The organism is Novosphingobium sp. RL4, from assembly GCF_035658495.1.
Taxonomy (GTDB): Bacteria; Pseudomonadota; Alphaproteobacteria; order Sphingomonadales; family Sphingomonadaceae; genus Novosphingobium.
Genome location: NZ_CP141944.1, coordinates 3,135,478 through 3,159,346, shown reverse-complemented (window position 1 = coordinate 3,159,346; position 23,869 = coordinate 3,135,478). Strand labels below are relative to the sequence as shown.

At 65.7% G+C, this 23,869-nt stretch carries 17 protein-coding genes; 10 read left to right on the top strand and 7 right to left on the bottom strand.

The genetic code is table 11. The features are described 5' to 3' along the window. Positions 1-103 precede the first annotated feature (103 nt). Positions 104-1,180 (bottom strand): LacI family DNA-binding transcriptional regulator, encoded by a 1,077-nt coding sequence (locus U9J33_RS15185; RefSeq protein WP_054436329.1) that lies wholly within the window; start codon positions 1,178-1,180, stop codon positions 104-106. A 22-nt stretch (positions 1,181-1,202) separates the two neighbouring features. Then, positions 1,203-2,570: an MFS transporter gene (locus tag U9J33_RS15180; protein WP_324696446.1), complete on the bottom strand. Its 1,368-nt coding sequence runs from the start codon at positions 2,568-2,570 to the stop codon at positions 1,203-1,205. Between the two features lie 227 nt (positions 2,571-2,797). On the opposite strand from U9J33_RS15180, the gene U9J33_RS15175 reads away from it, so the two are divergent. Both U9J33_RS15175 and U9J33_RS15170 read left to right on the top strand, forming a co-directional pair. Continuing rightward, positions 2,798-3,916 (top strand): glycoside hydrolase family 68 protein, encoded by a 1,119-nt coding sequence (locus tag U9J33_RS15175; protein ID WP_324696444.1) that lies wholly within the window; start codon positions 2,798-2,800, stop codon positions 3,914-3,916. A 296-nt stretch (positions 3,917-4,212) separates the two neighbouring features. Beyond that, entirely contained in the window at positions 4,213-8,955 is a 4,743-nt protein-coding gene (locus U9J33_RS15170; RefSeq protein WP_324696442.1) for an NAD-glutamate dehydrogenase domain-containing protein, read from the top strand. 48 nt (positions 8,956-9,003) lie between these two features. Here U9J33_RS15170 and U9J33_RS15165 read toward each other — a convergent pair whose 3' ends face one another. Next, on the bottom strand, positions 9,004-10,281 hold the full coding sequence (locus U9J33_RS15165) for a cytochrome P450 (protein ID WP_324696440.1): 1,278 nt from the start codon (positions 10,279-10,281) through the stop codon (positions 9,004-9,006). Positions 10,282-10,463: 182 nt separating this feature from the next. On the opposite strand from U9J33_RS15165, the gene U9J33_RS15160 reads away from it, so the two are divergent. Continuing rightward, the gene (locus U9J33_RS15160; RefSeq protein ID WP_054436325.1) at positions 10,464-11,732 is read left to right on the top strand and encodes an amidohydrolase family protein; all 1,269 of its coding nucleotides are present in this window, start codon (positions 10,464-10,466) and stop codon (positions 11,730-11,732) included. A 95-nt stretch (positions 11,733-11,827) separates the two neighbouring features. Here the strand turns inward: U9J33_RS15160 and U9J33_RS15155 are convergent, their stop codons facing one another. Continuing rightward, complete coding sequence (locus U9J33_RS15155) at positions 11,828-12,505, bottom strand: extensin family protein (protein ID WP_132469291.1); 678 nt, start codon at positions 12,503-12,505, stop codon at positions 11,828-11,830. A 273-nt stretch (positions 12,506-12,778) separates the two neighbouring features. Between U9J33_RS15155 and U9J33_RS15150 the strand changes: the two genes are divergently transcribed. The 6 genes from U9J33_RS15150 to U9J33_RS15125 all read left to right on the top strand — a co-directional run bounded on the left by U9J33_RS15150 (position 12,779) and on the right by U9J33_RS15125 (position 20,082). Next, positions 12,779-13,915 carry a phosphoserine transaminase gene (locus U9J33_RS15150; RefSeq protein ID WP_054436323.1) on the top strand — a complete coding sequence of 379 codons (1,137 nt, stop codon included), beginning with the start codon at positions 12,779-12,781 and terminating at the stop codon, positions 13,913-13,915. Positions 13,916-14,021: 106 nt separating this feature from the next. Further along, positions 14,022-15,608 carry a phosphoglycerate dehydrogenase gene (gene serA / locus U9J33_RS15145; protein ID WP_054436322.1) on the top strand — a complete coding sequence of 529 codons (1,587 nt, stop codon included), beginning with the start codon at positions 14,022-14,024 and terminating at the stop codon, positions 15,606-15,608. Positions 15,609-15,749: 141 nt separating this feature from the next. Beyond that, entirely contained in the window at positions 15,750-16,892 is a 1,143-nt protein-coding gene (locus U9J33_RS15140) for an ATP phosphoribosyltransferase regulatory subunit (protein WP_324696438.1), read from the top strand. A 144-nt stretch (positions 16,893-17,036) separates the two neighbouring features. Continuing rightward, complete coding sequence (locus U9J33_RS15135; protein WP_054436320.1) at positions 17,037-18,326, top strand: adenylosuccinate synthase; 1,290 nt, start codon at positions 17,037-17,039, stop codon at positions 18,324-18,326. 4 nt (positions 18,327-18,330) lie between these two features. Then, positions 18,331-18,831 (top strand): L,D-transpeptidase family protein, encoded by a 501-nt coding sequence (locus U9J33_RS15130; RefSeq protein WP_054436319.1) that lies wholly within the window; start codon positions 18,331-18,333, stop codon positions 18,829-18,831. A gap of 267 nt (positions 18,832-19,098) precedes the next feature. Beyond that, positions 19,099-20,082, top strand: a complete 984-nt coding sequence (locus tag U9J33_RS15125) for a GGDEF domain-containing protein (RefSeq protein WP_185996861.1) — start codon at positions 19,099-19,101, stop codon at positions 20,080-20,082. 40 nt (positions 20,083-20,122) lie between these two features. Here the strand turns inward: U9J33_RS15125 and U9J33_RS15120 are convergent, their stop codons facing one another. Next, the gene (locus U9J33_RS15120; RefSeq protein ID WP_324696437.1) at positions 20,123-20,911 is read right to left on the bottom strand and encodes a class III extradiol ring-cleavage dioxygenase; all 789 of its coding nucleotides are present in this window, start codon (positions 20,909-20,911) and stop codon (positions 20,123-20,125) included. A gap of 14 nt (positions 20,912-20,925) precedes the next feature. Further along, positions 20,926-21,345, bottom strand: coding sequence for a DoxX family protein (locus tag U9J33_RS15115; protein ID WP_324696435.1), 420 nt, complete (start codon positions 21,343-21,345; stop codon positions 20,926-20,928). Between the two features lie 92 nt (positions 21,346-21,437). Here U9J33_RS15115 and U9J33_RS15110 point away from each other — a divergent pair, with 92 nt between their 5' ends. Further along, positions 21,438-22,343, top strand: coding sequence for a LysR family transcriptional regulator (locus U9J33_RS15110; protein ID WP_185996863.1), 906 nt, complete (start codon positions 21,438-21,440; stop codon positions 22,341-22,343). Positions 22,344-22,371: 28 nt separating this feature from the next. Here U9J33_RS15110 and U9J33_RS15105 read toward each other — a convergent pair whose 3' ends face one another. Continuing rightward, entirely contained in the window at positions 22,372-23,853 is a 1,482-nt protein-coding gene (locus U9J33_RS15105; RefSeq protein ID WP_185996864.1) for a Ppx/GppA family phosphatase, read from the bottom strand. Between the last annotated feature and the right edge of the window lie 16 nt (positions 23,854-23,869).

The following is a 23,869-nucleotide window of genomic DNA, read 5'->3' as shown; positions in this document are numbered from 1 at the left end:
GCCGGAAACGTGATTCCGGTTCGGGCCCAACGCTGACTAGCGTCATAGGTCCGTTACCGGAAGCATGAAGTGGCGGGGAAAAAGAGTGAGTCGTGAGCGGGTATCAGGCCCGCGTTGTCTGGCGTATCACTAGCTTGGGCGGCATGACGAGGCTGAGGGTGGTTTCACCCTCGATCCGCGCCTTCAGTTTCTCCACCAGCGCGCGGGCTCCCTCCGCTATCTCCTGACGGATGGTGGTGAGGGGCGGCGTTGTTTGCGCGGCGAGAGGAAGGTCGTCGAAACCGACGATGCGGACTTGCCCGGGAACGGACCGGCCCATGTCGTGCAGCGCGCGCAGCGCGGACATGGCGACAAGGTCCGAGGCTGCGACGATCCCGTCTATCTCGAGATCGGCGCGGGACAGGGCTTCCTCGATCTGCGGCCCCATCGACGCGTCGGCCAGTTCGACGGGGAGATAGGCGAAGGGTGCGCCCGCCGCTTCGGCAGCCGCCGCCGCGCCGCGAAAGCGGGTGGCGATCTCGATCCCGCCGGTCTGACCGAGGAAGGCGAGATTGCGGGCCCCGCTTGCGAGCAGGTGTTCCACCGCGATGCGGCCGCCTGCTTCATTGTCTGTGCCGACGGCGCAGTGCGTTTGTCCGCTGCGGTAATGGCCCCATACCACCATCGGCCGGTAGCTCTGGGCGGCGCGTTCGATGAGGTGGTACTGGTCGGACTGGCCGATGACGATAAGGCCGTCCACCATGCCGGAGCCGGTGAGACGGTCCAGCCAGTTCGACGTGCCGTCGGGCATGGCGCGGCTGAGCATGACGTCGAAGCCGCTTTCGGTCAGTTCGTCCGCAAGATGGCCGAGCAGGGTCAGGAAGAACGGATCGGAGATGTGCTGGCGTTTCTCGTGGCTCAGCGGAATGACGACGCCGATCACCCCGGTTCGCCCGGTACGCAGCTTGCTGGCCATCTGGTTCGGCTGGAACCCGTGCTGGCGGGCGAGCGCCTGGATGCGATCGCGGGTTTCGGGATTGACGAGCGCTTTCCCCGCCAACGCCCGCGATACCGTGCCCGCTGAAACGCCGGCGATGCGCGCCAGATCGGCGAGCGTGCGCACTTGCAACCTGATGCCACTTTCGCTCGTGCGATCGGTGTCATCCTCTACCGTGATTGTCGGTTCTACCTTGCCGGCCATCCAACTTCCCTTTTTCCGGCCATTAACAGTTCGAATCCCGCGGCGGAAGCGGGGCATCGGAGTATCGTTCGCGTGTCCCTTCATGTGGCAGGCGGGAAGGGCCGACGAACCACGTCGCACCTGCACCGGCCAGCATGAAGATCCCGGCCAGGATCAGCGCGGCGCGCGGATCGGAAGCCAGCAGGGGGTTATAGAGCAATGGCACCGTCAGCGTCTCGATCAACATTGGAATCACGATTAAAATATTGAAAATCCCCATGTACACTCCGACCCGGTCATGCGGGATTGCTTCGGCAAGCATGACGTAGGGATTGGCCATCATGCCGGCCCAGCCGAGGCCTACGCCCAGCATCAGGAAAGCGAGCACGGCAATGGAGGGGGCGGCGGGGATCAACAGCATGGCAAGCCCGGACGCGGCGAGGCAGGCGACATGCACTTTCCGGGCTCCCAGGCGCCGAACGAGCGGTATCAGTGCCAGCGCGCCCAGGAATGCGACGGTATTGTAGAGCGCGCCCAACTCCTGCGCGGCAAGCGTCGCCGCGCGATAGGCGGGAGTGGCCGAACTGGCAGTGTCGAACAGCGATCGTGCGATCGCCTCGGTAATGTACTGCCAATAGACGAACATCGCGTACCATTGGCAGAGCATCGCCGGGATCATCCTGCGCATCGGCCGGGGCATCTCGTTCAGGGCTTGCACCACTTCGCGCAGCAGGGCGCGGGGCCTGAAGCTCTTTCCGGCGATGGCGGCATGTTCTTGCGGTGCGAGGGGCAGTTCGGGAACGCGCAGGATCGACCAGACGATCGTCGAGACGGAGAGCACGGCCCCGATCGTGAAGGCGGCCCGCACGATGACCGGTATTCCGTTAGGGCCGAGCAGTTCGCGGTCGATCATGAAGGCCAGAAGCGAGGGAGCGAGGTAGGCAAGGGTCTGGGCAAGCCCGGTGAAGGCGCTTTGGGTGAGGAATCCGGTGGCCTGTTGTTCCGGCGAGAGACGGTCGGCAATGTAGGCGCGGTAGGGCTCCATCGTTACATTGTTGCCGGCATCCAGCAGCCAGAGCAGGGCCGCCGCCGCCCAGAGCGCGGGAGAATGCGGCATCGCCAGAAGGCAGAGCGAGCAGAGCACTGCACCGATCAGGAAGTAGGGCGTTCGCCGCCCCATTCTCGATCGGGTGCGGTCGCTCATCGCGCCGATCAGCGGCTGTACCAGCAGCCCGGTTGCAGGGCCGGCGAGCCAGAGCAGTGGCAGGCTGGCCTCGGATGCGCCGAGCGTGCGGTAGATCGGGCTCATGTTGGCCTGCTGCAGGCCGAAGCTGAACTGGAGCCCGAAGAAACCGGCGTTCATCTCGCAAATGCGCAGCAGCGAGAGTTTCGGCCTTCGGGCAGGATGCATAGACTGGTCTCCGAAATGACGCGGCCCATCTGCGGCGTAACCGGACGCACGGCCTGTTCGGTTTCGGAATGGCCGCGGTCGGAATTGCAAAGGAATGCAGGATTTTCGGTCCCAAGGCGACCCCGGTTGAATCCACTACGGTTCTATGCGTACTTGACGTGAAGGGAGGGATGTCTTGCAATCCATTGCGCATCCGGGGCCTATTCGTGCGGGGGGACTGCCGTTTCATGTCGGACACCGAGATCGCGATTTCACCGCTGCGCTGGTCGCCCGCCGATCTTTCCCGTTTGTCGGGCAACACGATCAACCGCGCACCTGTCATCGGCAAGGTCGCGCGGGACACGCCGGGGCTCGACGTGTGGGATTCCTGGCCGCTCGGCGATGGTGACGGACGGCCGGTTCCCTGGCGTGGCGGCGAACTGTGGTTCGCGCTTGCCGCTGACGTATTCGACGATCCCGAACAGCGTCACGCCCATGCCCGCATCCATCATTTCCATCGTACTGCCGAAGGCTTCCATCATCTCGGGCAAACCTTCCGGGAAGGTCTCACGCCCGGCAGCCGCGAATGGTCAGGCTCGGCGACGTTGGATGCCGGCCAGGTCGTGCTGCGCTTCACGGCGGCAGGTGAGAGGGGGGAGCACGTGCCCTCGTTTCGGCAGCGCCTGTTCGCGAGCCGGGCGCGACTGGCCGACGAGGGGCAGGTTTTCAGTGATTGGACCGAACCGGAGGAGATCGTTGCACCGGCGGACCTCCTCTACATGAGCCGTCACGAGGGCGCCGGGCGGAGCGGGCAGATCAAGGCTTTCCGCGATCCGGCACCCTATCGCGCGCCCGACGGGCGGCGATACCTGCTGTTCACGGCCTCCTCCGCCGCCAGCGAGGAGGCTTACAACGGCGTCATCGGCCTCGCTCGTCAGGACGACGACGGGACCTATCGCAAGTTGCCGCCTGCGATCGATGCTGCAGGCGTGAACAACGAACTCGAACGCCCGCATGTCGTTGTGCATGATGGCCGGTGCTACCTGTTCTGGTCCACGCAAGCACACGTATTCGCGCCGGGAGTGGAGGCACCGACCGGGCTCTACGGCGCTGTAGCGTCGGATATCCGCGGTCCGTGGCACCTGCTCAACGGGCACGGGCTCGTCTTTGCCAATCCCGAGCGAGAGCCGTTTCAAGCCTATAGCTGGTGGGTGCTCCCTGACCTGACCGTAGCCAGCTTCGTCGATTACTGGGGGCTCGACGATCCGAACGCCCTTGCCAAGCCCCAAGGGCGCGCGCGGTTCGGCGGGACATTCGCACCTTTCCTCAAGCTGCGGCTGAGTGGCCGGAACGCCTCTCTCGAGTGATACCGGCGGAGCGTTCGTCTTCCAGATGCAAATTATTCAATTTCGCGCGGTTAAACGAATATTGCGCGATAGGGAAATGGCGTTACAACTCCGCCTAACGCCGAACAGACCGGCCGGTCGCTTCGGGCTGCTGTGGTGCAAGGTCGCATCACCGGAAAGGCTACACCGCTACCCTTGCCAAAAAAGGGCTGGCGGTGGATGCCGGATCGCACGACCGGCCCTATATTTGTCGTGGGGCAGCTGACGCGCCGCGAAACGCGCAGTTGCCGCATGCCGTTGATTTGCGGGAGAATGCAATGAGCGCAGACGATCTGACCGCCGCCCCCAAGACCCGATCCAAAGCCGGACGGAAGGCTTCCGCGCTGCAACCGGCGCTGGCTGCGCGCATTCGCGATTCGCTGCTGCCCGGCGATGTGGCGAGCGACACGCCCGATGGCAGTGCCTGGGTTGAAGAAGCGGCGCATGTGCTGCTCGCGCTTGCTGCGCACCGTGAGCCCGGCAAGGCGGTGATCGACATCGCTTCGGAGAACGAGGAGCGGCGTTATCTGCGCATCGCGCTCGTCAACGACGACATGCCGTTCCTGGTGGATTCAGTGGCGGCAGCGGTTGCCGAGGCAGGGCTCGTCATCGATCGCCTGGCCCATCCCGTCGTGTTCGTCGAACGCGATGCCCAGGGTGAACTGGCCGCGCTGCCCGATGCCGCAACGGCCGGTACGCGCCGCGAATCGATGATCTACATCGAGACCGACCGCATCGATGCGCGGCAGCGCCGGGATCTCCAGGCGGCGCTGGAAACCACGCTGGCCGATGTGCGTGTTGCCGTTGCGGACTGGCCCCGCATGGTCGAGGCGATGGACGCCGATGCCGACCGCGTGGACGACAGCGAAGGCGCGGAACTGCTGCGCTGGTTCGCCGGCGGTATGCTGACCCAGCTCGGCCATGTAACCCGCTACCGCGACGGGACGCATGCCGACCTGCTCGGCGTGTGCAAGCGCGACGCGCGCGATCTCCTGTCGGATGCCAGCTACGATCGCGCTTTTGCGGTGTTCGATGCCCAGCTCGCAGCGGGCGAGGTGCGTTCGCCGATGGTCATCAAGGCCAATGTCATCGCCACCGTGCACCGCCGCGTGCCGTTCGACCTGTTCCTGGTGCCGGTGATCGAGGACGGGAAGCTGATCGCGCTTTCGGTTCACGCGGGCATGTGGACGAGCGCCGCGCTCGCGGCAGCGCCTGACCGGGTTCCGCGCTTGCGCCGCCTGCTGGCAGGTCTGGGCGCCAAGCTCGGCTTCGATCCGGGTGGCCATACCGGCAAGGCGCTGGCCCATGCCATGACCAGCCTGCCGCACGATCTGGTTCTCGGCTTCGGCGAGGCTGACGTCGAGCGCTTGGCGACGACGATGACCGCGCTGGTGGACCGGCCGCGTCCGCGTCTGGTCGTTACCACTTCGCCGCTCTCGCGCCACCTGTTCGCCTTCGTCTGGATCGCGCGCGACACGCTCTCCACGCAGATGCGCAAGCGCATTCAGGCAATGATCGAGGAAGCCGCGCAAGCGCCGACGCTGGACTGGTCGCTCAGCGTCGAGGCGGGCAACCTTGCCATGCTGCGCTATACGGTCGATATTCGCGACGGCGCCCAGGTGCTTGACGAAGAGGCGCTCGATCGCCGCTTGCAAGTCATGCTGCGCGGCTGGGGCGAGGCGGTCGAGGCCGCACTTGCCCAGACGCTGGAGCCGGGCCGTGCCGCCGCAATCGCCACGCGCTATGCCGATGCCTTCCCGATGGCCTATCGCAGCGATTATGGCCCGGCCGAAGCCGCGCTCGACATTGCGCATATGCGCGGTCTCGTGGTGGGCGATGCCGGCACCGACTTGCGCGGCAGCCGCGGGGTGCGCCTCTATCAGCACGATGGCGGCGAGGCGCCGCAGCTTCGCCTCAAGATCTACCAGGCCGAAGGCAGTTTGCCGCTGTCCGATGCCGTGCCCGCGCTGGAGAATTTCGGCTTCCGCGTGCTCGCCGAGATGCCTACTCCGCTCGACAAGGGCCGGATCGGCACGATCCATGATTTCACGCTCGCGCTGCCGTCCGGTAGCGAAGTGCGCGAAGTGCTCAAGCTGGCGCCGATGATCGAGGACGCCCTGGCCGGCGTGCTCAATAACCTTGCCGAGAACGATCCTTTCAACCGTCTCGTCCCCGGGCTCGGCCTGTCCAAGCGTGAGGCGGACTGGCTGCGCGCCTGGTATCGCTACTTGCGGCAGGCAGGCATGCATTTCGGGATCGGCACTGTGGTCGATGCTCTTCTTGGCGCACCGGCGGTCACGCTGGGTATCGTCGATCTGTTCCGCGGCATTCACGATCCTGCCTTCAAGGGAGATCGCGCGCAGGCCAAGGCACAGGCGCAGGAGGCGATCCGTGCGGGCCTTGCCAATGTCAGCGCCATCAACGACGACCGCGTGCTGCGCGCTTTCCGCGATGTCGTCATCGCCATGCTGCGCACCAATGCCTTCGCGCCCGCGGCGCAAGTCGCGCTGGCCTTCAAGCTCGATTCCGCGCTGGTTCCGGGGCTGCCCAAGCCGCTGCCGTGGCGCGAGATCTTCGTCTATTCGCGCCGGGTCGAGGGCATTCACCTGCGCGCCGGGCCGGTTGCGCGCGGCGGCCTTCGCTGGTCCGATCGCCGGGACGACTATCGCACCGAAATCCTCGGACTGATGAAGGCGCAGCGCGTGAAGAACGCTGTCATCGTGCCGACCGGCGCCAAGGGCGGCTTCTATCCCAAGCAGCTGCCCGACCCTACCCTCGACCGCGCCGGCTGGGCGGCCGAGGGGCAGGCGAGTTACGAGGTGTTCATCGGCACCCTGCTGTCGATCACCGACAATATCGTGGCGGACAAGGTGGTCCATCCCGAGGCGGTGGTGATCCTCGACGGCGAGGATCCCTACTTCGTGGTCGCGGCCGACAAGGGAACGGCCAAGTTCTCCGACGTGGCCAACGGCATCGCCGAATCGCGCGACTTCTGGCTCGACGACGCTTTCGCCAGCGGCGGCTCCAACGGTTATGACCACAAGGCCATGGGCATTACCGCGCGCGGCGCGTGGCTTTCGGTGCAGCGCCACTTCCTTGAAATGGGCGTCGACGTGCAGAGCGACCCGGTCCGCGTGATCGGCTGCGGCGACATGTCCGGCGACGTGTTCGGCAACGGCATGCTGCTCTCGAAGTCGCTCAAGGTGGTGGCCGCCTTCGATCACCGCCATATCTTCCTCGATCCCGACCCGGATGCGGCAAAGAGCTGGGCCGAGCGCAAGCGCATGTTCGACCTGCCGCATTCGAGCTGGGACGATTACGACAAGGCCCTGATTTCGCAGGGCGGCGGCGTGTTCTCGCGCAAGTCTAAATCGATTACCTTGACGAACGAGGTGCGCGAGGCGCTTGGTATCGAGGCGACGGAACTGGACCCGGAATCGCTGATCTCGGCGATCCTCTGGGCGCCGGTCGACCTGTTGTGGTTCGGCGGCATCGGCACTTACGTGAAGTCCTCGGGCGAGAACAACGCCACCGTGGGCGATCCGGCCAACGACGCGCTGCGCGTCAGCGCCAACGAACTGCGCGTGCGCGTGATCGGGGAGGGCGCCAACCTCGGCGTCACCCAGGCCGCGCGCATCGAATTCGCTTCGCGCGGCGGGCGGATCAACACCGACTTCATCGATAACTCGGCGGGCGTTGATTGTTCGGACAACGAGGTCAACATCAAGATCGCGCTGGCCGCCGCCAAGCGGGCCGACAGGCTCACCGAGGAAGAGCGCGTCGAACTGCTGCGCGAGATGACTGACGAGGTTGCCGAACTGGTGCTGGAGGACAACCGTCTCCAGGCGCTGGCGCTCTCGATCGCCGAGCGCGGCGGGGCCACTGCGATGCCTTCGCACATCCGCCTGATCGAGACGCTGGAAGAAGGCGGCAACCTTGATCGCAAGACCGAAGGGCTGGCCGACAACGAAGCGCTGGGCCGCCGCGCACAGGACGGGCGCGGGTTGACCCGTCCCGAACTCGCGGTGCTGCTCTCGAGCGGCAAGCTGGTGCTGCAAGCCGCGATCGAGGCCTCCGACCTCGCTACCGACGCCACGCTCCAGCCGATGCTGCTCGCGGCGTTCCCGCAGCCGATGCAGGCGAAGTATGCCCGGTTCATCGAAGGCCATCGCCTCGCCGGTGAGATCATCGCGACCAAGCTGGCCAATCGGATCGTCAACCGGCTCGGCATCGTCCATCCCTTCGAACTGGCCGAGGAAGAGGGCGCTGACCTGTCGCAGGTTGCCGCAGCGTTCGCACTGGCGGTGAAGTTGTTCGATCTCGACGTGCTGTGGGAGCGTCTCGAAGTCGCACCGATGTCGGAAGACGCGCGTATTGCGCTGTTCGACCGCACGGCGGGCGTCGTGCGCGGCCACATGGCCGACCTGCTGCGCGCCGGAGCCGGACAGGTTCCGCCGGCCGAACTGCTCGAACGCATCGGTGCCCCGGTCGCCGCGCTGTCGGTGGATACGCATGAACTGCTCGGCGAACGCATCGTCGTGCATTCCAGGAAGCTGCGTGCGGGCCTGCTCGAACTCGGGGCTCCGGAAGAAGAGGCGGCGCTGGTCTCCAATCTCTACGACCTCGACGGAGCGGTGGGCATCGCCGATCTCGCCGCCGAGACCGGGATCGACGCGCGCCGGCTGGTGGGGGCCTTCACCCGCATCGGCGCCGGACTGGGGCTTGACTGGGCGCAGGCCAGCGCCACGATCATGAACCCGTCGGACCCATGGGAACGCCTGCTCGTCGCCGGCCTCGCCCGGGACTTCCAGCAGATGCGGCTCGACTTCCTCAAGCGTCTGGCGCGCACGAAGTCGGGCAAGTCCGACCCGGCGGCGGCGGCCGAGGAATGGGGCCGCGCACATATCGCCGCGATCCAGACTTTCCGCTCGATGGTCCAGCGTGCGGAGAACACCGTGCCGCTGAGCCCGGCCATGCTGGCCCAGATCGCCAGCCAGGCGCGAAACCTGCTCGGACGCTAGGAACCGGAAAAACAGGGGCGGGAGGCGGCGGTCTCCTGCCCTTTTTCGTTACGGTGCGTCCCAGACGATCGGCAGGTTGCGGATCGAGAGCAGCCCCGGAAACACCGCCGTATCCGCGCCGGGCTTGACCCGGAATTCGGGAATGCGCGTGAACCATTCCTCCAGCAGCAGCCGAAGCTCGCGCCGGGCGAGATGGGCGCCAAGACAGATATGGACCCCGCCGACAAAGGTGAAATGGCGGTTCGCCTTGCGTTCGGGATCGAAGGTTCGCGGATCGTCGAATCGCGCGGGATCGAAGTTGCCGGAAGGATTGAGGCAGGCGAACGTGTCGCCCTTGCGGATTTGCACGCCGTGCCACTCGAAATCCTTCGTGGCGGAACGGGACGAGGAGAGGATCGGCTGGGTGCGCAGGAATTCCTCGACCGCCGAGTTGATGATCGCCGGATTCTCGCGGATGCGCTTTTGCAGTTCGGGCTGGAGCGCGAGGCGGCGGAACATCTGCGCGATCGTGGCCGCCACGGTATCGAGCCCGCCCAGCCACAGGAACCAGACCATGCCGATCTTCTCGTCCTCGGTCGGCGCGCGGCCCTCGATCTTTCCGTGCACGATCGAGGAGACGAGATGCTCGTCGGGATGGATTTCCTTCTCGGCGATGAAGGCGCGCAGGAATTCGAGCACGCCGCGCAGCGCCGCCTGCATCTTTTCGAGGCTGCCCGAGTGAAGGATGTCCCACTCCCAGTCCAGGAACTGCTCGAACTTCTCGTCCGGAAAACCCATCAGGCCCATGAAGATGCGCACGGGATAGACCCGTGCGAAATCCCAGGCCATGTCCACTTCGCCCTTGTCCGCCACGGCGTCGATCATCTCGGTGACGACCTTGCGGATGCGGGGTTCCAGTTCGCGGGTGATCCGCGCCGGTGAGAAATAGGGCATCAGGTAGAGCCGGTACTTGGAATGGTCCGGCGGATCGATGGCCAGCGGGATCGACTTGAACGTCTCTCCGATCAACCGCTGGAATTCCGCCGTGCCCGCGTTCGAGAAGTGCGCGTTGTCGGTATAGACGCGCTCGATATCCTCGTAGTGGCTGACGACCCAGCTGCCCGCGCGATTGCCGCTGATCGCGCCGAGGCCGTGGCGGGCGGGCGGATTGTAGAGCAGGCGCGGGATCTCCGGGCCGGATAGCCATTCGCAGGGCTCGTAAGGGTCCAGGAGGTCGTTGGGCTGGCCGCCCATGGCGAAGCCGAGGTCCACGATGCGATCCTTCGGAACGTTGTCCGGTGCATCGAAATCGACTCGGATGTCGTCGAGCGTGTGCATCTGTGGCATAATGTCGTCTCCCGAGGCCATGGATGCCCGGGCATCCTCCCCGCGGCAAGGCGCAGAGACCGATGCGCGCGGCCCGGCAGCGGCTCCTAGGACATTCATCGTCTCGGCGTTGGGCTCTTCGATTGCTTGCAGCCGCTCAGGTTGCGACATGGGTTCCAACACATCTTTTGGGAGATAAGGCCATGGCCGATGGCGACACGAAGGAAATGCAGGAATCTGCACGCAAGTACTGGTCCGCTGAGGGCTACACCAAGGGCGGCGTGATCCGCGAGGTTGACTATTCCACCCAGTCTGGCGGGCTTGATCCCTCGCTGGAAGGCATCAAGATCGTCGATACCGATACCCACCTCAGCGAACCGCCGACGCTGTTCACCGACCGCGCGCCGATCGGCCTGAAGAGCAAGATGCCGTTCGTGAAGCGTGATGCCGATGGGGTCGATCGCTGGTACATCGGGGACCGTAATTGCGGCTCGCTGGGCGGCAATGTGATCCGCAAGGACAACAACAAGCTGCTCGGCCGCCTTGCCTTCCCCACGCTGGAAGAAGCACATCCGGGCGGTCACGAAATCGCCCCGCGCCTTCAGGCGATGGATGACATGGGCGTCTATGCGCAGATTTGCTTCCAGAACTCGGGCGTCACCCAGGCGGGCATGCTGATGACGCTGGGCGATGACGATCTGGCCGTGACCATCATGAAGACGTTCAACGATTTCAACGCCGACTATCAGCGTGAATCGGGCGAACGCCTGTTCCCGATGGCGCACCTGCCGTTCTGGAACAAGGCGGAGATGGAGAAGGAAGCCCGTCGCTGCATCGACATGGGCCTGCGCGGCTTCGTGCTGCCCGATACCCCCGAACGCGTCGGCGTGCCCAGCTTCAACCACGAATACTGGACGCCGTTCCTGGAGATGATCGACGCCGAAGGCATCTCGCTCAACTTCCACCTCAACGCCGCGATCGACCCGAACACGCTGACCTGGGAAGGTTTCCAGTTCGAACAGACGCTGTCGGTGGTGGCGACGATGTTCTCGATCGGCAATGCGGCAACGCTGGGCAACTGGATGGTTTCTGGCCGTCTCGATCGCCACCCGAACCTCAAGATCGGCCTGATCGAAAGCGGCATGGGCTGGGTGCCCTTCGCGGTGGAAGCGCTGGAGCACCAGTTCCAGGAAATGCTGCCCAGCAAGCGCAACGTACTGAAGAAGCAGCCCTGGGACTACTTCCGCGATCACTTCATGTGCACTTTCTGGTTCGAAAAGGTGGCGCCCAAGCTGCTGCTGGAAACCATCGGCGTGGGCAACGTGATGTTCGAAACCGACTTCCCGCACCCCACCTCGCTCTATCCGGGCGTGCAGGCGCACATCAAGGACGTGCTGGGCGGCTACGACTTCGCCACCAAGAAGAAGGTCCTGCAGGACAACGCGGTGCGCTTCTACAAGCTGCCGTTCTAAGGTTCCGGCAAGACCGGGTTCAGGGAAAAAGGCCGGGGCGAGCAATCGCTCCGGCCTTTTCATTTCCAGTCGTTTCGCGGGGCGGATTGCCGCGTTCAGCGGCAGAAGCTCGCGCCGTCGGCTTCCAGGTGGAAGTGATTGCGGTGAGCCTCGTTGTAGTCCGGCCCCAGCGTCGTGCCGAAGCGCTTGCAGGCGCTTTCGTGCACCGTGCGCAGGAAACGGCGCTCGGCCGGGGTTCCGCCGTTCCAGTCTTCCAGCACGCTGATGCGGCGGCCGTCACCCAGCACGAAGGCGGAAACGTCGATGGCATTGGCTATGGCATGGCCGGAGCGGCGGTTGGTGCCCGCGACATTGCGGCAACTGTAGCTGCCGAAGGTCTCGATCCGCACGATGCGGCTTCCCAGGATCTGCTGCGCGGCCCTGTCCACGCCGTAGCGCGTCCAGGCGGCGAAGGGCGTGGCCGTGGCGCATGTCACCGGGCCGAGGTTGGTGACGGTGATCGTGGCATTGTCGGTGTTGAGCGCGGCCAGCTTGACGGTGCCGAGTGTGGCGCAGCCATTGCCGTAGTATTTGTCCGTCACCTGAGTGAACACCGCGTTCTGGTTGCCGAGTGTCGCCATGCACTGGCGCAGTTCGCGCGTGGGCGGCGTTTCCGGGCGTGACGTGGCGGCTGGACGCGAGCCGCGTCCGCGTGGCGGTTCCGGCCGGTCGATACAGCCGCTGAGGACGGCGATCACGGGCAGGGCGAACAGCAATCGGTGCAGCGATTTCATCATCCGGCTCAAGCATCCGGGCCTTGGGTGAACCGGAGCTTACCCGTGCGGGAAGGGCGCGGGAATCGGGCGGTTCGAAGTTTTCCCCCGAATAACCTCTATGCATGAAACCGGCTTTTTCCGCGCAGCGAACCGCCTCGAAAGCCCGCAATCGGGAAACGATCTGGCGCAAGAGGCCGGAGAATCGTTTGACAAATTTCCCGGCCTCTTTAGACGCGGCGCCGGGCCACGCGGTCCCAACGCCGCGCGAGCTCTCTGTAAGGAGAGTCAGAAATGACTGATATTATTAGCGTTCCCGCGCGCAAACCTGCGCGTCCGCACTTCTCTTCCGGTCCCTGCGCCAAGCCGCCCGGATATGCCCCCGAAAAACTGAACACCGAAGCTCTCGGCCGCTCGCACCGCGCCAAGATCGGCAAGACGCGCCTTGCGTACTGCATCGATCTGATGCGCGAAGTTCTGCAGCTGCCCGATACGCATCGCATCGGTATCGTCCCCGGTTCGGACACCGGCGCCTTCGAGATGGCCATGTGGACCATGCTCGGCGCCCGCGGCGTGACCGCGCTGGCCTGGGAAAGCTTCGGTGAGGGCTGGGTTACCGACGCCGTCAAGCAGCTCAAGCTGGAACCCACCGTGTTCCGCGCCGACTATGGCCAGCTGCCCGACCTCGACAAGATCGACTGGTCCGACGACGTGCTCTTCACCTGGAACGGCACTACCTCGGGCGTGCGCGTTCCGGATGCCAACTGGATCCCGGCAGACCGTGAAGGCCTGTCCTTCGCCGACGCCACTTCGGCAGTTTTCGCCTACGACATCGACTGGTCCAAGATCGACGTTGCCACCTTCTCCTGGCAGAAGGTTCTGGGCGGCGAGGGCGGCCACGGCGTCCTGATCCTCGGCCCCCGCGCGGTCGAGCGTCTGGAGAACTACACCCCGGCCTGGCCGCTTCCCAAGGTGTTCCGCCTTGTGTCGAAGGGCAAGCTGGCAGAAGGCGTGTTCAAGGGCGAAACCATCAACACCCCCTCGATGCTCGCCGTCGAGGATGCGATCTTCGCTCTGGAATGGGCCAAGGGTCTGGGCGGTCTCGAAGGGCTGAAGGCCCGTTCGAACGCCAATGCCCACGCGCTGGACAAGATCGTCGCCGAGCGTGACTGGCTTGGCCACCTTGCGGTTGATTCCGGCACGCGTTCGAAGACCTCGGTTTGCCTTACGGTCGAAGGTGCGGATGCAGACTTCATCAAGAAGTTTGCCGCCGTCCTCGAAAAGGAAGGCGCGGCTTACGACGTCGCCGGATACCGCGATGCCCCTGCGGGCCTGCGCATCTGGTGCGGCGCGACCGTGGACACCGCCGACATCGAGGCGCTGGGACCGTGGCTCGACTGGGCCTACGCCACCGTCAAGGCTGCCGCCTGATTTTCAACGTCGTCCCAGCGAAAGCTGGGACCGCTTCCAACCGAGCGCCGCGCTTGCGGCCTGCGATCCCGGCCTGCGCTGGGATGACGAGTGAAGGAAAAATTCCATGACCAAGCCCCGCGTCCTCATTTCGGACAAGATGGACCCCAATGCCGCCCGTATCTTCGAGATCCGTGGCTGCGACGTAGACGTCATCACCGGCGAAACGCCCGAGCAGTTGATCGCGCGCATCGGCGACTATGATGGCCTTGCCATCCGTTCGTCGACCAAGGTCACCAAGGAAATCCTCGCCGCCGCGAAGAACCTGAAGGTGATCGGCCGCGCCGGTATCGGCGTCGACAACGTCGATATCCCGGCCGCTTCGGCCCAGGGCGTCGTCGTGATGAACACGCCGTTCGGCAACTCGATCACCACCGCCGAACACGCCATCGCCATGATCTTCGCGCTGGCCCGCCAGATTCCTGAAGCCAACGCGCAGACGCAAGCGGGCCTGTGGCCGAAGAACGGCTTCATGGGCGTTGAAGTCACCGGCAAGACGCTGGGCCTGATCGGTGCCGGCAACATCGGCTCGATCGTCGCCAGCCGCGCGCTGGGCCTGAAGATGAAGGTCGTCGCCTTCGACCCGTTCCTCACCCCGGAACGCGCCGTGGAAATGGGCGTGGAAAAGGCCGATCTCGACACCCTGCTCGAGAAGGCGGACTTCATCACGCTGCACACGCCGCTGACCGACCAGACCCGCAACATCCTCTCGGCCGAGAACCTGGCCAAGACCAAGAAGGGCGTGCGCATCGTCAATTGCGCGCGTGGCGGGTTGATCGACGAAGCCGCGCTCAAGACCATGCTCGACAACGGCCACGTCGCCGGTGCCGCGCTCGACGTGTTCCAGACCGAGCCCGCCAAGGACTCGCCGCTGTTCGGCACGCCGAACTTCATCTGCACTCCGCACCTTGGCGCATCGACCACCGAGGCGCAGGTCAACGTGGCGCTTCAGGTGGCCGAGCAGCTGGCCGACTTCCTGGTCAACGGCGGCGTCACCAACGCGCTCAACATGCCTTCGCTTTCGGCCGAGGAAGCGCCGAAGCTGAAGCCTTACATGAAGCTGGCGGAAATGCTCGGCTCGATGGTCGGCCAGCTGACCCGCGATTCGGTTCCCCGCATCTCGATCCACGTCGAAGGCGCGGCTGCCGAACTGAACCAGAAGCCGATCACCGCCGCCGTGCTGGCCGGTTTCATGCGCGTCCAGTCGGACACGGTGAACATGGTCAACGCGCCGTTCCTCGCCAAGGAGCGCGGCCTTGAAGTGCGCGAAGTGAAGACCGAGCGCGAGGGCGACTACCACACGCTGATCCGCGTCTCGGTGAAGACCGAAGCGGGCGAGCGTTCGGTGGCCGGCACGCTGTTCAACAACCGCGAGCCGCGTCTGGTCGAGATGTTCGGCATCAAGGTCGAAGCCGAACTCGCCGGTGACATGATGTACATCGTCAACGAGGACGCGCCGGGCTTCATCGGCCGCATCGGCACCCTGCTGGGCGAAAACGCGATCAACATCGGCACCTTCAACCTCGGTCGCCGCGATACCGGTGGCGAGGCGGTTCTGCTGCTCTCGGTTGACAGCGCCGTGTCGGAAGACGTGCTCAAGGCTGCCACTTCGCTGCCGGGCGTGAAGACCGTTAAGGCGCTCAAGTTCGTCTGATCGGGCGGATTTACAAGCTCCCAACGGAAGGGGCCGGTGCGCAAGTGCCGGCCCCTTTTCCTTTGCGAAAATGTGCCTGAACGGGCTGTTTTCAGCAACCAATCGACAATTCTTCCTCATCCCGCTAAGGCCCCGACCATCATGCAGGACAACGACCGCGATCTCTTGCCCGAAGGACTGGGCGACCGTCTTCCGCAGCAGGCCTGGGCCTCCCAGCAAGTGCGCCGCATGGCGCATGACGTGCTGACCAGCCATGGCTACGAACGCGTCGAGACGCCGCTGATCGAATTCGAAAAGGCGCTCGCCAGCCGCATGGCCGGCGTGCAGGTGCGGCGCATGTTCCGTTTCGTCGATCCGGTGTCGATGAGGATGCTCGCGCTGCGCTCGGACATGACAGCGCAAGTCGCCCGCATCGCCGCCACCGGCCTTGCCGAGGCGCCGCGCCCGCTGCGCCTGTCCTATTCGGGTCAGGTCTGCACCATCAAGGGCGACGGGCTCGACCCGCGCCGCGAACGTCTTCAGCTCGGCGCGGAGCTGATCGGCACCGATTCTGTTGCCGCCGCCGGTGAGATCGTGGAACTGGCGATCGAATCCCTTCGCGCAGCGGGCGCGACCGGGATTTCGGTGGACTTCACGATGCCGGACCTCGTTGACGCGCTGTCGGCGGAAGCGCTGCCGCTGCCCGAGGGCCGGATAGAGGCCGTGCGCCAGATGCTGGACGCCAAGGACGCAGGCGGGCTGGTGGATGTTGGCGGCGAAGCCTATCTGCCACTGCTCTACGCCGTCGGCCCCTTCGCCACCGCGATCGAGCGACTGGCCGCCTTCGATGCCCCGGAGGGTGTCAGCGGCGGCGCGCTGGCCAGCCGGATCGCCGGGCTTCGCGAAATCGCGGCGCGCCTGGGCGACAAGGCGCGCATCACACTCGACCCTTCGGAGCGTCATGGCTTCGAGTACCAGTCGTGGTTCGGCTTCACGATCTATGCCGAGGGTATCTCCGGCAGCCTGGGGCGCGGCGGCACCTATCGCATCCTCGGCCAGACCGGGCACCACCCCGAAGCCGCGACCGGCTTCTCGCTCTATCCGGACCCGCTGGTGGACCTGCTGGCCACCGAGCCGCCAGTGCAGCGCAAGCTGTTCCTGCCGCTGGGGCACGATCCGCGCATCGCCGGGCAGCAGCGCGCGGTGGGCTGGGCCACCGTGGCGGCGCTTTCCGAAAGCGACGATCCGGTCGCGCTGGGCTGTTCGCACCTGTTGGAAGGCGCGGAAGCGATACCGCTGGCCTGAGCGCGCTCTTGACTAGCCGGGGGGCTTGCCCCTAGGGCGCCCAACGAAAAGCCGGGGCGCTTCCGCCCTAATGACAATCCATATCGCCGAGTCCTGTCGAAGGGCGTTATTGGATCCACCGAGGCAGGGTGGAGGAGTATATCCATGGCTAACGTAACCGTGATCGGTGCCCAGTGGGGCGATGAGGGCAAGGGCAAGATCGTCGACTGGCTGGCAAGCCGCGCCGATGCCGTGGTCCGCTTCCAGGGTGGCCACAACGCCGGCCACACGCTGGTCGTGGGCGAGCAGGTCTACAAGCTTTCGCTGCTGCCCTCGGGCATCGTCACCGGCACCCTGTCGATCATCGGCAACGGCGTCGTCCTCGACCCCTGGCACCTCAAGTCGGAAGTCGAGAAGCTGCGCGGCCAGGGCGTGGAGATCAATCCCGATAACTTTGCGATCGCGGACAATTGCCCGCTGATCCTGCCGCTTCACCGCGATCTCGACGGTCTGCGCGAATCGGCTGCCGGTTCGGGCAAGATCGGCACCACCGGACGCGGCATCGGCCCGGCTTACGAGGACAAGGTCGGCCGCCGCGCCATCCGCGTCTGCGATCTTGCGCACCTCGATGCGCTTGAGCCGCAGCTCGACCGTCTCTGCGCCCACCACGACGCACTGCGCGCCGGTTTCGGCCAGCCGCCGGTGGACCGTGAAGCGCTGCTCGCCGAACTGCGCGAGATCGCGCCCTTCGTGCTCCAGTTCTCGCAGCCGGTGTGGAAGCGCCTCAACAAGGTGCGCAAGGCCGGCGCCCGCATCCTGTTCGAAGGCGCGCAGGGCGTGCTGCTCGATGTCGATCACGGCACTTATCCCTTCGTCACCAGCTCGAACACGGTTTCGGGCACGGCGGCTTCGGGTTCGGGCCTCGGTCCTGCGGCGACGGGCTTCGTGCTCGGTATCGTGAAGGCCTACACCACCCGCGTCGGCTCGGGTCCGTTCCCGACCGAGCTGGAAGACGAAACCGGCCAGCGCCTGGGCGAACGCGGCCATGAATTCGGCACCGTCACCGGCCGCAAGCGCCGTTGCGGCTGGTTCGACGCGGTGCTGACCCGCCAGTCCTGCGCGATCTCGGGCGTGACCGGCATCGCTCTCACCAAGCTCGACGTTCTCGACGGCTTCGAGAAGGTGAAGATCTGCACCGGCTACCGCCTCCACGGCAAGGTTCTGGACTATTTCCCGAGCCACGCCGCCGATCAGGCCAATGTCGAGCCGATCTACGAGGAAATGGACGGCTGGCAGGGCACCACCGCCGGCGCCCGTTCCTGGGCCGATCTGCCTGCACAGGCGATCAAGTACATCCAGCGCGTGCAGGAACTGATCGAAACCCCGGTGGCACTGGTTTCGACCAGCCCCGAGCGCGAGGATACCATCCTCGTGCGCGATCCTTTCCAGGACTGATCCGGTGCGGCGCGGGTCCAGACTCGCGCCGCTCCTGCTACTGCTCGGTATCGGCGCCGCCGACGCCGAGCCTGCGCCGCCGCTTCCCGAAATCGACCTGATCCGCGTGCGCAAGGCGGCGCGGTTCATGGAACTCTGGTCCGGCGACCGGCTCGTTCACAGGATCGAGCATATCCAGCTGGGCGACGAGCCGACCGGCCCCAAGCGCTTCGAGGGCGACGAGCGAACCCCCGAGGGGCGCTACGAGATCGACTGGGGCAACCCTGCCAGCGCCTATCACCTCTCGCTCCACATCTCCTATCCCGGCCCGCAGGACCGCGCCTATGCACAGGCGCGCGGGCGTTCGCCGGGCGGGATGATCATGATTCACGGGCAGCCCAACTCCCTGCCGCAAGGCCGGGTGCCGGGCGACTGGACCGATGGGTGCATCGCCGTTTCCAATGACGAGATCGAATTCCTCTGGGAATCGGTCGGCGATGGAACCGCGATAGAGATCCTGCCCTGATCGCGCCGATGCAGCCATTGTGGCTGCGATGTCCGCCCGATTTCGCCCGGGATACGCCGTGTCGAGGCTGTCTTGCGTTTTAAGAAATTTAATCCTGCACTATGGATGTGTACGGGGAATCGGGGAGCCGTTGCCGGGATTCGGCCAGGTGAGGCTCGCGCGCCCTTTCGCGACCGGTTCGCACGGCAGGACTATCTGCCGGGAGCCGGTCTCTGGTTCAACATTGCCACCCTTGCGACGGGGCGGCGCGGTCGGAACGCCTCCTCGATGCTCCCGCAAACCATCCTGAACGACGAGCAGGGCCGCCTTGCCGCCCTGCAGAACCTCGAAGTGCTCGACAGCGAGCCGGAGGAGGCTTTCGAGCATGTCGTCTCTCTGGTGCGGGCCGTGCTTCGCGTGCCGATGGCCGCCGTCACGCTGGTCGATGCCGACCGCCAGTGGTTCAAGGCGCGCAGCGGGCTGGACGTTTCGGAAACGCCGCGCAGTGTCTCGTTCTGCACGCATGCGATCCAGCAGACCGCACCGTTCCTGATCTCCGATGCCCGGCTCGACGCGCGCTTTGCCGACAATCCCTTCGTGGCGACCGAGCCCGGCGTGCGCAGCTATGCCGGTATTCCGCTGCTGACGCCGGAGGGTTACAACGTGGGCGTCCTTTGCGCGATCGACGACAAGGTGCGCGATTTCAACGAAGCCGAAGTGGCGATCCTCTCCAATTTCGCCCGTATCGTCATGAACGAGCTGGAACTGCGCCGCATCGCCGAGCGGGACCAGCTTACCGGGGCGCTGACCCGGCGCGGTTTCGTGGACAAGGCGAAGCAGGAGATGACCCGCTTCCAGCGCTACGGCCGTCCGTGCTGCCTCGTGCTGATCGATCTCGACCACTTCAAGCGGGTGAACGACACGCATGGCCATCCGGCCGGAGACGCGGTCCTGCGCGAAATGGCGGCGACGGTGGTCGGCTCGACGCGGCCGGTCGATTTCCTCGGCAGGCTCGGCGGCGAGGAGTTTGCCGTTCTCCTGCCGGAAACCGAACCGTCCGATGCTCTTGCGGCGGTGGAGCGTTTTCGGGAGACGCTTGCCGCCCGTGACATTACGCTGCCGGGCGGCGGCACGATCCGTGTCACGGCCAGCTTCGGCATCGCCCCGCTGAATGCGGCGATCGCCAGTGTCGAGGACTGGCTCGCGGCGGCAGATGGGCCGCTTTACGCCGCGAAGCGGGGCGGACGGAACCGCTGCGAGCTCTTGCATTGAGGACAGGCAGGGGTCTGGCCCCTGCCTGTCCCGATGTTTCTCAATCGAACCGGAACGCCGAGATCGCCGTCTTGAGCACGATATCGGAGTAGACTTTTTCCCCGGCGCCCTGTGCGGCACCTGCAGCCACCATCAGCGGCAGCAGGTGTTCCTCGCGCGGGTGCGAGAACCGCCCTCCGGGAGCATCCGCCCAGCGCGACAGGGCCTTGGCCCGGTCATCCGGTCCGGCTTCGGCAGCCTCGGTCAGCCACTCGTCGAATGCCAGCGAAGGTGCGGTCGAGGCCGGATTGCCGTAGCCGCGCATGTTGTGGAAGCTCATGCCCGATCCCAGGATCAGCACGCCTTCGTCGCGCAGCGGGGCGAGGGCCTGCCCGGCGGCGAGGTGCATTGCCGGATTGAGCGAACGGTCCAGCGACATCTCCACGACAGGGACATCCGCAGCGGGCCACGCCACCTTCAGTGGAACGAACACCCCGTGGTCGTACCCGCGCTGCGGATCGGCGGCTGCCGCGAAGCCGGCCTCGCGCAGGAGCTGGCTCGCGCGGGCTGCCAGCCAGGGTGAGCCGGGGGCATCGAAGCGCAGCTCGTAAGTGTGCTGCGGAAAGCCGTAGTAATCATAAAGCAGCGCGGGTCGCTCGGCGCCGGTGAAGGCGAAGCCGTGCGTTTCCCAGTGCCCGGACACCACGAGGATCGCCTTGGGCGCTTCGGGCAGGCGGGCGGGCAGGCCGCGCAGGAACTCGGCCATCGTTTCCCAGTTGCCTTGCGGGTCCGGCATGAAGAAGCAGGGGCCGCCGCCGTGGGGAATGAAGAAGCTGGGTTGGCGGGTCATGGTGCGTGTTCCTTTCAGCGCCGCGTGGGGATCAGTGCGTGGGCACCGTCTCCGATCAGGGCGAGGACGAAGAGGGTGATCGACCAGAAGGCGGGATATTCCCAGCCGCCACCCTTGGAATCGAAGAAGAAGCCGTTGGCTCCATGCACCATCACGATGGTGCCGAGCAGCAGCGGGATCAAGGCCAGCGCAACGACGCGGGCGTAGATGCCCAGGATCAGCGCAAGGCCGCCGAGAAGTTCGGCCGCCATCGTCACATAGGCAAGGCCGCCGGGAAGGCCGAGACTGCCAAAGAACGCGGCGGTTCCGGCAGGCGTGAAGACGAACAGCTTGAGCGCGAAATGGGCGAGGAACACTGTGCCGAGCGCCACGCGCAGGACGAAGGCGCCGTAAGGTGCGGTCTGGGGGGAGGGGATCGTCGAAGGCTGGTTCATGGGGGGGCTTCCTTTCGAGAGCCGATCTAGACCTTCTCCTGATTGGTGATAATCATGCAGTTTGTTGAATGACTTTTTATCACAGGTGTTGAATGGACCGGCTGAAGGGCATCGAGGTTTTCGTCAAGGCGATCCGTCTGGGCGGCCTTTCGGCAGCGGCGCGCGATCTCTCGATGTCTCCGGCGATGGCGGCCAAGCACCTCAATGCGCTGGAACAGCGCCTCGGCGCGACCCTGGCGAACCGCACGACGCGCCGCCTTGCGCTTACCGAAGTGGGGGCTGCCTATCTCGACAAGGCCGAGCGCGTGCTGGCGGAACTGGAGGATGCCGATGCGGAGGCCATGGCCCAGTCCGCGGCGGTGGAGGGGCTGCTGCGCGTCTCGGGGCCGGCCGCTTTCGGCAGCGCCTACCTCGTCGATCTCGTCACCGCGTTCCACGAACGCCATCCTGCCGTCACCGTGGAACTGGGGCTGAACGACCGTGTGGTCGACCTGCTGGAGGAGCGCTGGGATGTCGCCGTGCGCATCGGCCGACTGGCGGACAGCAATCTCGTCGCCCGCAAGCTCGCGCCCGTGCGGATGGCTATCTGTGCTTCGCCCGCCTATCTCGAAAGGCGCGGGACGCCGCATTCGCTGGACGATCTGGCAGGGCATGACTGCCTCGGCTACACGCTGGGCAACGAGACCGGCACCACGCGCTGGGGCTTCGGCCGCGACGGCAGCCGCGCGGTGGCGGTGCGCGGCTCGCTCCATGCGAACAACGGGCAGGTTCTTGCCCAGGCGGCGGTGGCGGGCATGGGCCTCGTCTACGGCCCGCGCTTCTTCGTGGATCGCGCCATCGGCGATGGGCGACTGGTGGAACTGGACCTGGGAGCGGAACTGCTGGATCTCGGCGCCGTTCACGCCGTCACGCACCGGACGCGGCGCCCCGCGGCCAAGACCCGCGCGTGGATCGATTTCCTTGTGCAGAGACTGCCGGCCATGGCGCAGGACTGGTAGTTCGGCAGCCGCTGCGATCGTTCCGCCGTCAATCGATCAGGACGTTGCCCTCGGGATCATGGACCGTCGCCGCCAGCCCCAGCCATTCGGACAGCGACTTGTGGTCTTTGGCGACGCCCGGGCTGTAGAGCGGGCGCATGGAATCGCCGAGCGTAAGGATCAGCTTTCCGTCCTCGCTGCGGATTGAACTGCGCGCGAGGCCTTGTGCGGTGCAGCCGGTCAGTCGGCGGCAGAGGCGCACGGCAAGGCCCCAGCCGATTGCGCGGTCAAGGTCTTCCTGAACGGCGAGCCGGGTGAACTGCTCGGGCACTTCGGTCTGGCCGGAATTGGCGAAGACGGTCATCGCCATCATCCCGCGCCCGTGCATGTCGAGGCCGATCCAGCGTTTGCGCAGAGCCCAGGTCATGGCTTCCTCGGTGCGCAGGTTCGGTTCGGTGCGCATGGCGGCGAGGGCGAGCAGGCCGGAAGCCTGCCGCAACTGGCGATCCTGCGGTTCTTCGCGGCAGACCGGCGCCGTCCAGCGGGCGAGGGCCATGGCATCCTCGGCGGTGACGCGGGCCGAGGCGGAGAAGCCGGCAACGCTGGCCAGCATCGGGTCCTGCGCCTGGATTTCGGCCGGAAGCTGGGCGTGAAGAAGCCCCTCGCGCAGGCCCCAGGATGAAAACACCAGCTTGGAGGGTTCCAGCCGGGTAATAACCTCGACCATCAGCGCGGCGGCGTCCGGCAGGCTGGCGAGGCGTGAACCGGAGATGCGCGGATCGACGTCGTTCAGCTTGCCCTTCGCGAAGATGCGGGCGAGGCGCAGGGCCTCTGCCGCTTCCAGCTCGAAGCCGTGCGGATCGTCCACCGGGAAGTCGAGCGCGCGCATGGCCTGAAGCGCCAGCGCACGCCAGGAACCGCCGACGATATAGAGCGGCTGTCCGCGGCCCTTGTTCCATCCCGCCTTCTGGAGGCGGCTTTGCACGGTTTCGGAAAATGCTGCCTCACCGGCTGCGCGAAGGTCCGGCAGGCGCAGGGTGCCGAGCGGGAGAGTGATGCCGCCGTTGCTCACGCCATCGGCGATCTCCACCAGTTCGAGGCTGCCGCCGCCGAGATCGGCCGCGATGCCGCGAGCGCCGGGGAAGGCCGCGATCACGCCGGTGGCGCTGGCGCGGGCTTCCTCCTCGCCCGAAAGCAGGCGGGGTTCGAGCCCGAGCTGGCGCACGGCGTCAAGGAATTCCTTGCCGTTCGAAGCGTCCCGCGCCGCGGCGGTCGCCACGCATTCGACATCCTTCACATCCAGCAGGCGGAGCAGCCCGGCAAACCGGCCAAGCGCGACGAGCGCGGTCTTCATCGCCTTTTCGGAGATCGCCTTGGTCTTCCCGAGATCGCGCCCGAGCCGGGCGTTCACTTTCTCGTTCAGGACGACGACCGGCGCACGGGGCGGCCCGTTGTATACGACGAGGCGCACCGTGTTCGAGCCGATGTCGATGATGGCGCGCTTTTCGCTGCTGTGGCTGATGCCGATCATTCCGTTCAGACGTATC